The sequence below is a fragment of the Nocardioides sp. GCM10028917 genome (assembly GCF_042666175.1).
GTDB lineage: Bacteria > Actinomycetota > Actinomycetes > Propionibacteriales > Nocardioidaceae > Nocardioides.
In genome coordinates this window covers 1,286,265-1,298,573 of record NZ_JBHTFL010000007.1, presented here as the reverse complement: position 1 = coordinate 1,298,573, position 12,309 = coordinate 1,286,265, and the positions used below count along the sequence as shown (strand labels likewise).

The following is a 12,309-nucleotide window of genomic DNA, read 5'->3' as shown; positions in this document are numbered from 1 at the left end:
CGGGGTGCCGCCACGACACCCTCAGGAACGGACCCACGAGGTTGCGCTCACTCACCGGACGTCCCGTCGAGACGCCGGAGCCGGAACTAGGCTGCGACGCATGGCGGAGTACCAGGTGACCCGGTGGCGCGACCTTCCGTCGATGCTCGTGGTCCGTGCGGACGACGAGACGGTGAAGTCGGAGCTCGCCCCGCGGTTCCAGGAGGCGATCGACGAGGCCGCGATGCGGCTCGGTGACACCGGGGCCGACGACTACCTGGCGGGCTGGGAACGGTCTCCCTGGACCGAGGCCGACGGCACGCCGAGCGAGGTGCTCGAACGAGTCGCCGCCGAGCTCGACGCGGAGTGGCCGGCCGACAGGATCGCCGCTTACCTCGACGAGCTGGGCCGATGAATCGGCTCAGGGCGCTGCTACGCACGGACGGTCCGGTCCTGCTCGACGGCGGCATGGGGACGCTGCTCCAGGACAGCGGCCTCGAGGACGGCGTACCCGGAGAGCTCTGGAACCTCGAGAACCCCGATGCGGTGCGCGCGGCGCACACGGCCTACGCCTCGGCGGGGGCACGGCTGCTGACGACCAACACCTTCGGGGGCACCCGGCCGCGTCTGGACCTGCACGGGCTCGGCGACCGCGTCGGCGAGGTGAACCGGACGGCGGCGCGGCTGGCACGATCGGTGGCGGACGAGCGCGGACTGCTCGTCGCCGGCGACCTCGGCCCGACTGGCGAGCTGCTGGCGCCGCTCGGGACCCTGACCCGCGAGGAGGCCCAGGCGCTGTTCGCCGAGCAGCTCACCGCCCTGGTCGAGGGCGGGATCGACCTGGTGCTGGTCGAGACGCTGAGCGACCTCGGTGAGGCCGACGCGGCCCTCGCCGCGGCGCGGGAGGTCGCGCCCGGCCTTCCGGTGGCCGTGACGATGAGCTTCGACACCAACCTGCGCACCATGATGGGCGTCCGCCCGGGCGACGCTGTGGCGCACCTTGCCGCAGCGGGTGCCGACGCCGCGGGGGCGAACTGCGGTCGCGGTCCCGCGGAGATGGAGATCATCGCCGCGGAGATGGCGCAGGCCCGCACCGACGACGTCCTCCTGGTCGCCCAGTCCAACGCCGGCCTTCCGCAGGTGGTGGGTGACCACTTCGAGTACGACGCCACCGCCGGCGACATGGCTGCGCACGCCACCCGGCTGGCGGAGCTCGGGATCGACCTGGTCGGCGGCTGTTGCGGCTCGACGCCGGAGCACATCGCCGCCATGAGCGCCACGTTGATCCCAGCCTGAGCCTCTGTTCCACCATCAGGAGTGCTTGCCTGCACCGATGGCGACGTGCATGCCCCAAGACCCGCCGCGACTCAGCGATACTCACCGCGTGCTTCGTCATCTGTGGTGGGTCGCGGGACTCGTGCTGGTGTGCGGCGGCGTCGCGGTCGCGCTGTCGGCCCGGACGGGGCCGGACGACTTCGGATGGTTCGCCTACACACCGCCGAGTCACAACCCCGAGGGGGACATGAGCTGGAGGGGCCCCGTCAGCAACGGGTCAGCACTGGTCGTGTCGCGATGGCAGGTGGCGGGCTCCGCTGTCGTGGCCCTCGGACTGATGGTCATGGCCGGGGGCGTGGGCTTCCACCTCGGACGGCGCCGGATCGAGCCGCGCGACCTGCCGTAGAGCCCGCGCCACCGCACATGCCCGTCAGCGGGCGTCTCGCAGCAGCGCCGCGATCTCGTCGAACCGTCGCCGTTCGGCGTGCTGCAGCGGCGTCACGCCGTCATGGTCCGCGATGGTGGGGTCGACGCCCGCGTCGAGGAGGATCCGCACGATCTCCTGGTGGTCCCTGCCTCCGTCGCCGAGGATGACGGCCTCGAGGAGGGCGGTCCACCCGAGGTCGTTGACGTGGTCGAGGTCGACGTCGGTGTCCACGACGCGGCGGACGTACGCCACGTGCCCCCGCTCGCTGGCCGGGATCGGGGAGAGGCCTCCGAAGCGGTTGCGGATGGTGAGGTCGGGGTCGGCGGGAAGCAGTGCCTCGAGCATCGCGACGCTGCCGGTGACCCCGGTGACGAGCCAGGGCGTGTCGTGGCGGTCGTCGAACGCGTCCGGGTCGGCGCCCGTCGCCACGAGCAGCGCGGCCACCTCGACGTGGTCGTGGGTCGCGGCGAGCAGCAGCGCGGTGCGGTCGTGCGCGTCACGCGCCTCGATGTCCGCACCGGCGCGCAGGGCGACCGCGACGGCATCGGCGTCCCCGGCACTGGCCGCGGCCAGGAGGGCTGCGTCGGGATCAGCGGGTCGCTCGGCAGTCGTCACGGTGGACAGGATCCTCTCCAGCTGGTCGAACCCGCGCGCTCGGGCCATCTCGAGCGGGGTGAGGCCGGCGGTCGGTGAGCGCCGCTCGAGCTCCACGCCACCGGCGGCGAGGACGCGGACAGTGGTGGCGTACGACGGGCCGTCGGCACCGAGCCAGACGGCCTCGTGGATCGCCTGGTAGCCGATCCGGTTGACGTGGTTGCGGTCGATGCCGGCCCGGAGGAGCTCGCCGACGACGTCGGCGTGGCCACGCTCGGCGGCGCGGATGAGGCCGGTGCCGTTCCAGCTGTCCTTGTCGTCGACGCGGGCGCCGTTGCGCAGGGTCAGCCGCAGCAGCTCGAGGTGCCCCTCGCTGGTGGCGACGAGGTAGGCCGACTGCTGGGTCGCGTCCTTGGCGTTGACGTCGGCGCCCCGGGCGATCAGACGCCGGGCGTGGGCGACGTCGTCGGCCCACGCCCTGGCTCTGAGTCTTTCGTCGAGAGCCGCCTGCTCATCGGGGCCTGGGCGGGGGCTGGGGGTGGGTCTGGGCGTGGTGTCGTCGGGCACGGAGGTCCTACCCGTCCCGGGCGCGGTGGTGCCGTGGTCGGCGACCCGACGAGGGTCGGGAACCGAGCTCGATCCGCCTCCGCCGCACGCGCCCAGCACGAGCGCGAGCGGCAGGACGGCGGCGAGACGAGTGACGGTGCGGGTCATCGAGCCGGGTCGGTGATCACGTCGTAGGGCCCGCTGGCGACGGGCTCGTCGAACTTGCTGTCGACGTAGAGGATGCGGCCGCGCAGCGCCTTCGCGGTGGTGAGCACGCGGTCGGCGGCGCTCGCCTCCTGCTGCAGGAGGACGGCGCGGGTGCCGTCGGCGGCCAGTCGCAGCCTGGCGACCATCCTGCTGAAGTTGCGCACCACGGTGAGCCGGTTCCCCTGGCGGACCAGGCCGTCGGCGTCGACCAGGTCGGCGCCGCCGGTCTCCACCCCGGTGACGTCGCCGGTGGCGGCGGCGAACCGCCAGAGCTGACCGGTGTTGCCCTGGGCGACGACGAGGGCGCTGCGGTCGGCGGTCAGGACGATGCCGCCGAGGTTGAAGCCGGGGCGGCGCTCGATCCGGTCGGTGGCGTCGGCCCACAGCTCGGCCTGCCAGCCGGCGCCGTCGTCGGCCACGCGGAAGACGTGAGCGTCGTTCGAGTTCGTGAAGTACGCCGCTCCGTCGGCGCCGATGGCCACGTCGTTGAGGAAGACGTCCTGCCCGGGGGCGCGCAGGGCTGCCAGCAGCCTGCCCGAGGCGTCGTACACCCACAGGTCCGGGCGACCGGTGCCGAGCCCGTTGGGACCGCCGGCGACATAGACGCGGCCCTCGTCGTCAACGGTGATGCCGCGCGCGGTGTACCGGCCGTCGGCGCCGTCGCCGGCCAGCCACTCCGCGGTCTGGGAGGAGTGCGCCGAACCGCGGTGGATCTCGCCGCCCGTCACCTCGCTGACGTAGAAGAGCCCGCGCCTCTCGTCGACGCCGATGCCCTCGAACTTCGAGCCGACCGGGCTGGCCGCGTCGCCGGCGAGCGCGTACGACGTGGGGCGCGCGTCCGCCGTGGCGGCGACCGGCGCCACCACGGCGGCTGCGGCACCGAGGGCGACCGTGAGGAACAGGGCGGGGAGCGTGCGACGAGTGTGCGGCACGAGGTGCCTCCTGGGGGTCGGTGTGGGTGGTTCCACCACTGTGCGGGCCGGGACGGCCGGTCCGCGTCCGGCAGTCGGCCCTCGCCCGATAGCTGATCGGTTGATTCGGCATCGGCCCGTCTTGCCTAGGCTGGCTCGACCATGGCCGCGACCGCATCCCTCCGTCGGACGCCCGAAGGCGTGCGGGGAATCCTGGCGCCCGCCGAGCGGCTCGACCGCTGGCTGCTGGTCGTCCTGCTGGTCCTGCTGGTCGCCTGCGCCGTGCGCTACCTCGACCGGCACGGCCTCGACGCCGCCGGCGCCGCGGTCCTGCTGGGGGCGGTGGTCCTCGGCGCGGCGTACGCCGCCCGCGGCCTGCTGCCCGGTCGGTCCTGGTGGCCGACCGTCTGGGTCGTCGGCATGGTGGTGCTCTGGGGAGCGCTGACCGCGGTCGCGCCGTCCTTCGCGTGGTGCGCGGTCCCGGTGGCCTTCGCGGTGCTGCGCGTCCTGCCGTTCGCCTGGGCGGTCGGGACCGTCGTCGCCATGACGCTGCTGCTGACGGCGTCGTGGCAACGGATCCGTGACGGCCTCGATCCGGTCCAGGTCGCCGGTCCGATCGGCATCGCCCTGGTGACCGTGCTGGCCTACCGGGCGCTCGACGTGGAGTCCCGGGCTCGCCAGGACCTCGTCGACCAGCTCGTCGACGCCCAGGAGGAGCTCGCGGAGCAGCAGCACCGCACCGGCGCGCTCGCCGAGCGCACCCGCCTCTCCCGGGAGATCCACGACTCGGTCGGCCAGGGGCTGTCGAGCATCAACCTCCTGCTGCAGGCCGCCGAGCAGGACTGGGACGACCGGCCCGACGCGGCCAGGAAGCTGGTCAGGACCGCGGCATCGACGGCGCGGGAAGGGCTGGACGACGTGCGGCGCGTGGTGCGCGACCTTGCTCCGACTGACCTCGAGACCGCCGATGCGGGCGCGCTGGCGGCGGTGCTCGAGCGGGCGGTCGCCCAGTCAGGACCGGACATGCCGGTCGAGGTGCGCGTCGACGGCGAACCCGTCGCCGTGCCCGCCGACGTCGCTGCCGCTCTGGTGCGCACCGCCCGCGGTGCCCTCGCCAACGTCCGCGAGCACGCGTCCGCTCGACGGGTGGTGCTCACCGTGACCTACCACTCCGACGAGGTGGTGCTCGACGTGCGCGACGACGGTCGCGGCTTCGACCCGTCGCGCGTCCGTCCCGGCGGTGTCCGCGGCCGGGGCCTCGTCGGCATCCGGGAGCGCGCCGCGGCCCTCGGCGGTCGCGCGTACGTCGAGAGCACCCCGGGTGAGGGCACCACGGTGTCCGTGCACCTCCCCCTCGGCACCGGCAGGGACGAGTCGTGATCCGCGTCCTCATCGTCGACGACCACCCCGTCGTGCGCGCGGGGCTGCGCGCCCTGGTCGACGGCCAGGAGGACCTCACCGTGGTGGCGGAGGCCGACGGTTTCGACACGGCCCTGGCCGGTGCTGCGGTGGAGCGGCCGGACGTGGTCCTGATGGACCTCAGCCTCGGTGCGGGCGACAAGGGCGGCGCCGAGACGACCGCCGCGCTGCGCGCGATGGCCGATCCGCCGGAAGTGCTCGTGCTCACGACCTACGACACGGAGGCTGACGTCCTGCGGGCGCTGGACGCCGGCGCCCGGGGCTACCTGCTCAAGGACGCGCCCCCCGACGAGCTCTTCACCGGCATCCGCGCCACCGCACGTGGAGAGACGGTGCTCGCCCCCTCGGTCGCCGCTACCCTCGTCCGCCGCACGACCGGCGCCTCGACGATCACCGAGCGTGAGGTCGAGGTGCTGGAGCTGCTCTCGCGCGGGCTGGGGAACCGCGAGATCGCGCGCGAGCTCTTCGTCTCGGAAGCCACGGTGAAGTCGCACCTGTCGCACGTGTACACCAAGCTCGGCGTCGACACCCGCGCCGGAGCCGTGGCTGCAGCCATCGAGCGCCGCATCATCCGCCAGTGACCGCAGGAATGCTGCCGAGACGAGTGCGTGGGTCTGCCGTCGCAGGTGCGATCGAGGCATGGTCAGCGCGGCGCAGGCGTCTCATACGGTCCACCCTGTTCGATGTCGACGCTTGCGCCCTGCTCGACAACGGTCTGGGACGTCGTGAGACTCAGTCGCGGATCGACCACGAGAGCGGCGAGGTCAGCCAGCGGCACGCCGAGGTCGAGGTCGCGCGGATCGTCGGTGATGGAGGCGCCGCTCACCTTGACCAGGGCGTCCTCGCCCTCACGACGGTCGATGACGTAGACGACCCCAGGGTCCTCTTCAGGTTCGAGCTGTTGCCACGCGATCGTCACCTCGTGGCCGTCGATGGAGTCGTCGACACACTCATCGAAGAAGGACGGCTCGGCGCAGACCAGCGGGCCATTGCTGGTGGGCGCTACGACGACCGTGAGGGACACGTCGTCGCCATACTCGAGCCACGCGGCCGTGGACCGTTCCCCGAGCTCGGGGGCAAGGACCATCGACTCCGCGATGCGCCTTGGCTCCAGGTCGACGTGCTCCTGCACGATGGCAGCGATCGCCGCGGGCGTGATCGGCTCATCGCCAGGAACCTGGCCGTCGTCTGCGCCGCAGCCAGCCAGCAGCACACACACCATCGCCACCACCGCCCCCCGCGTCATCTCGTGAGAGTACGACGGCGTGTGACCTGCCGCGATGAGGCCGGGACTGCTCGCGCCACGCCTCTACCGGGACGCACATGACCCCGTGGCCTGCGGACCGGAGGGCTGGTGCTCGCTCAGCCGAGGAAGTACACGGCGGCGACAACAGCACCGACCAACGCCAGCAGCGGCAACCAGAGCCATGCTTCCGAGGTGTCGAGGTACTTCTTCTTCTCATTGGGGTCCCACGGGCCCTGGGGTCGGTGCTTGCCGGGACTGATGATCACGCGTGCCTCTCGTCAAGTGACGTGTTGGTGGTGTCGTGGGAGGTGTGCGGGTTGGCCTCGCACACCATCAGTGGCTGTGCGGGGCCACCACTCGGCCTTCGCTGGCCTGGACGACGACGAAGCCCTGCCCACTGAAACCGAGCTGAAAGGCCTCACCTGAGCCACGACCGATGATCGCGCCGGCGCCGGCGGTGCGTCGTACCGTCGTGGTGAGCGACGACGACCAGGCGATCGCTGCCTGGATGTCGGCGTACGTCGGCGCGTCGACGTCGAGGACGACCGGAGTTCCGTGCGAGGTGATGGCGACGGTGCCCGTGCCGGTGAACGTGGTGTTGAAGACGCCGCCGGCCATCATCGAGGCCCCCTCGACCTTCTTGATGTCCCACGCGAGGGTCGAGTCGAACGCCAGCACGTTGCTGCCGTTGACGGTCAGGGCGTCGTTCTCGAGGTTGATGAGGTGGATCTCCATCGCGTCGTCGGCGAAGAAGACGTCACCGCGTCCCGTGACCTTCATCAACGGCATGCCTTCGCCGGTGAACGTCTTCTTCAGGAACTTCCCCATGCCGCCCGCGCCCTGGTAGGCGAAGTCGACCTCGCCCTGGTAGGCGACCATCGCACCCTGTCGCCCCATCACCTCCCCGTCGAGCGCGACCCGGAGCATCTTCGGGTTCTGCAACGCGAACCGATCGGTGCCGGAGGACTCGAGGTTCGTGCCGAACAGTTCGCTGCGCATGGGTCTCTCCTCTGAGCTGTGGTGGGCCTCTGTGTGTCGAAGGCTATGACCTGCGAGCTGCGGCTCGCTGACCGGCAAGTCATGCGGGCGTGGTCGTCACCTCGGACGAGGGCTCCGCTCCGCCGCGCACCCGTTCCACTGCGGCGCGGGACGCGACGACGTCGGCCGTGCTCGCTCCGTTGCCAGGTCGGTGCACAGGTCGAGGGCTGCCGCGAGGACGTGCTTGCGGCGGCGCCGCTCGCGTCGGTTGGCGGATGCCTTGAGGTACGCGCACGTCAAGCAACCTGCACGCTCCCGGACGCCGTCGCTCGCGGTCCCCCGGGAAAGACGCCTGCGGTCGCGTAGGTCGTGCCGTTGTCAGCCGGTCACTGTCACGGTGCCGGAGTAGGTGTCCCGGATCCCGCCGGGCAACGGGGTGCCGACCAAGGTGCCGGCACCATGGACGTCGCTCAACACCCCGGTGGACCCGATGACGGACCAGGTCCCGACCGAACCGCCCTCGCCGAATCGCGCCGACAGGTTCACGGTGAACGACGCGGCACCGCTGTCACAGGTGAACACGCGAGTGCCACGGAACACTCCGGCGCGGTCCTGAACCATTCCCCGGATCGTTGTGGACGTGCCGGTTGGGCACCCAGGAATGTCGCTGGTGAAGGTCGAGGTCTCCGAGCCGAACACCTGGTCGTCCACGAGCACGACCGGGACCCGGGTCCCCGCCTGTGCTGGTGAGGCAGTGACTACTAGCGCAGCCATGACAACAGGGACAGCTGCGATGACGTGGGGCTTTTTCATGGTGAAGCCTCCGAAGATGAGCGGGTCGACCTCCTCATGCGCGGCCACGGACAAGCAACGCTTCTGAGGCAAGTCAGGAGTGCGGTCTGCTCGACGCTGTGCCGCTGCGTCGAGCGGCCGAGTCGCCCCGAGCACGACGTGTGAACGCGACGTGGTTGCACCCTGCATCGTGACAGCGTGACCCGACGGCTAGAACGCCAGAATCGGGTAGTTGCGATGCTCCAGCGGCACGTGGCTTGGTCATCGTGGTGGGCTCAGCTTCACATCGCCGACCCGGCCCTCACTGCACAGATGCCGAGCTCCCGATCGTCTGCAAGCGCTCGACGACGCCCGCGGCGCCGTGTTCTCAACGGCGAGCGGCGCCGTCCTCGTCTCGGAGGACGACGCCGCTCGAAGCAGGGGGATCAGCCACTCTCGCGGCCCACGACCGCGAGACTGGCTGCGATCACCTCAGAGTGGTCCCGACGACGGCCTGCGGCCGCAGGGTCACCGGACCCAGCAGCCCCGAGGGCGGCGGAGTCTTGCTGCGACGGTTGAGGAGCGTGTTGGTCACGCGCACCTCGATCGCGTTGGCGCCCGGGCGGAGCGCCTCAGTGACGTCCACGACGTACGGCGCCCACAGCGCGCGCGGAAGCACGACGCCGTTGACCGTGACCTGCGCGAGCTCACGCACGTCGCCGAGGTCGAGGAGCATCCTGCGGTCCGCGAGCTCGCCCTTCGTCAGGCTGAGGGATGTCTGGTAGACGCCACTGCCGGAGAACGTCGGGTCCGTCGAGGTCCACGAGCCCAGCTGGGTGGGCTTGGCCGTCTCGCCGTCCCGCTCGACGCGCAGCGTCCACGGGCCGTCGAGCCCGATCGGCTCGAGCGTGTCGGTGACCGTCGTCTGGCCTCGGTAGGTCTTGCCGTGGAACTGGCCCTGAAGGTCGAAGGTCCCGGGCCTCTCGAAGACAAGGCTCGCGTCGATCGTGTTGCGCACCTGGGCGACGGACTCGGCCACGAGATCGCCGACCAGGTGCGGCTCCACCTTGGTGCCCTCCTCGAACACCACTGCGACGGTCTCGTACGGGTCGAGCTCGAGCGGGACTGTGGTCTCGCCCCGGCCCGCCTCGTCGTACGTCGTGAACGCGTCCGTCGCGCCGGTGCGTGGGTCCCACAGCTCCGGCACACCGTCCGTCGGGAGAGTCGCCCGGGTGCTGACGGTCGCGCCGCTCTCGTTGTTGACGAGGTAGGCCACGTCGCCGTCACGTCCGGTGCGAAGCACGCGCACGGCCGGCACCGCAGGGGTCAGCTCGGCGGCGGTCACGCCGGCGGCCTCGACCAACGCATCCAGGTCCTCGACGCCGGCGGCGACCGCTACCCGGCCGGTTCCGCGCTCCGTCCAGCCGCTGGCGGCGTCCTTGAACAGAGAGCCGAGCGCGGCGGTCATCGCCGCGTCCCGACCGCGCGCCTCGTGCTCGGGCAGGGGCCCGACGATCGCGACGCGGCCACCGCTGCTGACGAAGTCCTGCAGGGTGTGGACGGTCTCCAGGTCCAGCACCGGCGTGGTCGGGACGACCACCATCCGGTATGAGGAGGATCCGATCTCGAGCTCGCCGCGTGCCGGCTCGGCGTGGAATCGAGCGTGCGGGTCACCGGAGAACGATCCGTCACTGACCATGTCGAAGTCGACCTGGCTGCGCTCGAGGGCGTACGCCGTGTCACTGAGGTCGGCGTCGAGCCGGTGCTCGGCGTCCGTGGTCCGGGTCTGCTCGGCCGCGCGCTGCGGTTGCAGCAGCACGGTCTGCGCGAGCGACTCGCCGCGGGCCATCTCGCTCACGCGGCCGATCCAGGCGTCGACATCGCCCATCGCGTCCCAGAACGTGCTGGCCGGACCGAACGGCGGCGCGAAGAACACCTGCTGCTCGTCGGTCCACAACGCGTGGAGCGCGAACGCGTTGATACCCCGGGTGGCGAGCCCACCGATGGTCGCGTGCATGAACTCGGGTGCCACGTCCCAGCCCGAGTTGCCGAAGACCTCCGACAGCGCACGGTCCCCGCCGCTGAGGTGCATGGACGACGCGGCGTTGCGGCCCAACGTCGTCTGCTCACCGGCGACGTAGTCGGTGGTGATCATGTCGGTGCCGGGCACCTGGGCGTACTGGTTGTTCTTGCTGAGGTCACCAGTGCTGTGCATCCGCTTCTGCGGGCTCTCCTCGTCCAGCAACGGGTTGGTGATCAGCTGCAGACCCCGGTCCTCCATCCATGTGGCCTGGCGCTGGAAGTAGTTCGTCGCGAACGCATCGTTCACGGCACGCCAGTAGGCGCCCGAGTACTCCTCGCCCTTGCGGCCGAGCTCGTCGAACGCCGCGGTGTAGGCCACACCGGGGGTGGACCCGGCCTCCTCCACGAGCGCGTCGAGGCTCGCCGACCAGGGGAGCCGCTTGAAAGGCCACGGTTCGGCGGAGGAGATGAACGGCTCGTCGTCCCAGAAACCGGGGACGACGGCGCCCATGGCCCACCCGAACCGACGGACGTACTCCCCCTGGGCGACCTCGAAGAGCCGGTCAGTGGCGACCGGGTCGAGCAGGTCGAGGTAGCCGCGGTGATAGCCGCTGCTGTCGTCGATCAGGATCGCCTTGCCGTAGGTGTCGACCTGCCAGCGGCCTTCGGGGACCGTCCAGGAACCCTTCTCGAGGTCCGGAGTCAGCTCGACGAGGTCCGCGGCGTCGGTGGAGGCGACCGGGCGAGCGGCGGCCGCGACAGCGCCGTCGATCCGCACGGTGGGTCCACCGAACGCCTCGACGTCCTCGCCGCGCTCGAACGTGCTCGACCAGAGCTGTGCGCCGGCCGGGTCGGTCACAGCGAGGTTGTTCCAGGTGACGCGCTGCAGGCCCTCGACGGCGTCCTGCACCCCGACGCCCCCGAGCTCAGCGCTCACGGCGGGACCGCCGGAGGTGTACGTCGCGTCGACCGCCACCGGCTGCACGGTCTTGTTGATGACCGGCGCGACCTTGTCCCCGGAGACGGTGACAGTGATCGTCTGCTCGTTGCGCGGGTGGAAGCCCGGGGCAGGGACGCCCGTCGTCAGCTTCGTCCGCTCGTCGCCGTCCAGGCGCCACACGCTCGCGCGCCCCTTGACGTCGACGTCGACCAGGTAGCCGCGAGTGCCGTCGGGCGAGGACCGCACGATCAGCTGGGCGCCCGAGGCGGTCAGCCTCACCTTGCCGCTGACGGTGTAGTCGGTCCACTCCTTCCCCGCCACGAGCGGATGCCCGCCCTGGCGGATCGCTGCGTCGACGACGAGTCGGCCCTCGGCGATGCTCAAGCCGCTGGACTCGTTCGGGTCGATCGTCGCCGGCCCTTCGACCACCCGGGTCGAGCGCTGCAGGGCCTTGAGCCGCAGCTCGGGGCTCGGCTCATAGGTCGTGTCGCCCACGGTGCCGCCGTTTGCGATGATCCCGCCGGCCTTGCCGCTCGGGAAGTTGCTGTCGTTGAAGAGCCAGATGCGCATGCCGGTGCGCTCCGCCTCACGCAGGACGTGCTCGACGATGTCGAACCACGCCTCGGTGAAGTACGCCGGCTTCATGCCGGGACCGCCGTACGGGAACAGCACCGCCTCGTGGATGCCCTTGTCGCGCAGCTCGGCCATCTGCGCGTCGACGACGTCAGCGGTGACGGTCCCGGTCCAGTACCAGTACACCGACGGGCGGCTGTCCTTGGGCGGGTTCACGAAGGCCGCGGGTTCGAAGCCCTGCTCGGACTGAGCCGCTGTGGCGGCCGCGTCAGGGCCTGCTGCCGCCGTGCCGGCGGGTGTGGCCGCGACCGACAGGGCGAAGGCAGCGACCGTCGCGGCAGCGGTGACCGGCACCAGCCGGCCCGAAGTGTTGAATCGACTCATGGGAAGTCCTTCCGAGTTGAGGTTCACACAGCGCTGG

General features: G+C 71.3%; 12 protein-coding genes. 5 read left to right on the top strand and 7 right to left on the bottom strand.

The annotated features are described in order from the left end of the window. The first annotated feature begins 100 nt into the window (after nt 1–100). The 3 genes from ACFQW6_RS15560 (at nt 101) to ACFQW6_RS15550 (ending at nt 1,660) form a co-directional block, all read left to right on the top strand. The gene (locus ACFQW6_RS15560; RefSeq protein ID WP_378547043.1) at nt 101–394 is read left to right on the top strand and encodes a virulence factor; all 294 of its coding nucleotides are present in this window, start codon (nt 101–103) and stop codon (nt 392–394) included. Beyond that, complete coding sequence (locus ACFQW6_RS15555; protein WP_378547040.1) at nt 391–1,275, top strand: homocysteine S-methyltransferase family protein; 885 nt, start codon at nt 391–393, stop codon at nt 1,273–1,275. Before ACFQW6_RS15560 ends, ACFQW6_RS15555 begins: the two co-directional genes overlap by 4 nt. An 88-nt stretch (nt 1,276–1,363) precedes the next feature. Next, nucleotides 1,364–1,660, top strand: a complete 297-nt coding sequence (locus ACFQW6_RS15550) for a hypothetical protein (protein WP_378547037.1) — start codon at nt 1,364–1,366, stop codon at nt 1,658–1,660. A gap of 24 nt (nt 1,661–1,684) precedes the next feature. Here the strand turns inward: ACFQW6_RS15550 and ACFQW6_RS15545 are convergent, their stop codons facing one another. Next, nucleotides 1,685–2,989: an ankyrin repeat domain-containing protein gene (locus ACFQW6_RS15545; protein ID WP_378547034.1), complete on the bottom strand. Its 1,305-nt coding sequence runs from the start codon at nt 2,987–2,989 to the stop codon at nt 1,685–1,687. Further along, nucleotides 2,986–3,960 (bottom strand): SMP-30/gluconolactonase/LRE family protein, encoded by a 975-nt coding sequence (locus ACFQW6_RS15540; RefSeq protein WP_378547031.1) that lies wholly within the window; start codon nt 3,958–3,960, stop codon nt 2,986–2,988. The genes ACFQW6_RS15545 and ACFQW6_RS15540 overlap by 4 nt, the downstream gene beginning before the upstream one ends. A gap of 141 nt (nt 3,961–4,101) precedes the next feature. Between ACFQW6_RS15540 and ACFQW6_RS15535 the strand changes: the two genes are divergently transcribed. After that, on the top strand, nt 4,102–5,319 hold the full coding sequence (locus ACFQW6_RS15535; RefSeq protein ID WP_378547028.1) for a sensor histidine kinase: 1,218 nt from the start codon (nt 4,102–4,104) through the stop codon (nt 5,317–5,319). After that, nucleotides 5,316–5,939 (top strand): response regulator, encoded by a 624-nt coding sequence (locus tag ACFQW6_RS15530; RefSeq protein ID WP_378547025.1) that lies wholly within the window; start codon nt 5,316–5,318, stop codon nt 5,937–5,939. Before ACFQW6_RS15535 ends, ACFQW6_RS15530 begins: the two co-directional genes overlap by 4 nt. A gap of 62 nt (nt 5,940–6,001) precedes the next feature. On the opposite strand, the gene ACFQW6_RS15525 is transcribed toward ACFQW6_RS15530, so the two are convergent. From ACFQW6_RS15525 to ACFQW6_RS15505, 5 genes are all read right to left on the bottom strand, one after another. Next, nucleotides 6,002–6,604: a hypothetical protein gene (locus tag ACFQW6_RS15525; protein ID WP_378547022.1), complete on the bottom strand. Its 603-nt coding sequence runs from the start codon at nt 6,602–6,604 to the stop codon at nt 6,002–6,004. 116 nt (nt 6,605–6,720) lie between these two features. Beyond that, nucleotides 6,721–6,870, bottom strand: a complete 150-nt coding sequence (locus tag ACFQW6_RS15520; protein WP_378547019.1) for a hypothetical protein — start codon at nt 6,868–6,870, stop codon at nt 6,721–6,723. 67 nt (nt 6,871–6,937) lie between these two features. Next, on the bottom strand, nt 6,938–7,603 hold the full coding sequence (locus ACFQW6_RS15515) for an AIM24 family protein (protein WP_378547016.1): 666 nt from the start codon (nt 7,601–7,603) through the stop codon (nt 6,938–6,940). 357 nt (nt 7,604–7,960) lie between these two features. After that, nucleotides 7,961–8,293, bottom strand: a complete 333-nt coding sequence (locus ACFQW6_RS15510) for a hypothetical protein (RefSeq protein ID WP_378547013.1) — start codon at nt 8,291–8,293, stop codon at nt 7,961–7,963. A 547-nt stretch (nt 8,294–8,840) separates the two neighbouring features. Further along, nucleotides 8,841–12,272 carry a glycosyl hydrolase gene (locus ACFQW6_RS15505; RefSeq protein ID WP_378547011.1) on the bottom strand — a complete coding sequence of 1,144 codons (3,432 nt, stop codon included), beginning with the start codon at nt 12,270–12,272 and terminating at the stop codon, nt 8,841–8,843. Between the last annotated feature and the right edge of the window lie 37 nt (nt 12,273–12,309).

Bases quoted from the DNA above. Each gene is read 5' to 3' on its own strand.
- ACFQW6_RS15545 (WP_378547034.1), bottom strand. From the start codon at position 2,989: ATGACCCGCACCGTCACTCGTCTCGCCGCCGTCCTGCCGCTCGCGCTC.
- ACFQW6_RS15560 (WP_378547043.1), top strand. From the start codon at position 101: ATGGCGGAGTACCAGGTGACCCGGTGGCGCGACCTTCCGTCGATGCTC.
- ACFQW6_RS15535 (WP_378547028.1), top strand. From the start codon at position 4,102: ATGGCCGCGACCGCATCCCTCCGTCGGACGCCCGAAGGCGTGCGGGGA.
- ACFQW6_RS15525 (WP_378547022.1), bottom strand. From the start codon at position 6,604: ATGACGCGGGGGGCGGTGGTGGCGATGGTGTGTGTGCTGCTGGCTGGC.
- ACFQW6_RS15555 (WP_378547040.1), top strand. From the start codon at position 391: ATGAATCGGCTCAGGGCGCTGCTACGCACGGACGGTCCGGTCCTGCTC.
- ACFQW6_RS15515 (WP_378547016.1), bottom strand. From the start codon at position 7,603: ATGCGCAGCGAACTGTTCGGCACGAACCTCGAGTCCTCCGGCACCGAT.
- ACFQW6_RS15505 (WP_378547011.1), bottom strand. From the start codon at position 12,272: ATGAGTCGATTCAACACTTCGGGCCGGCTGGTGCCGGTCACCGCTGCC.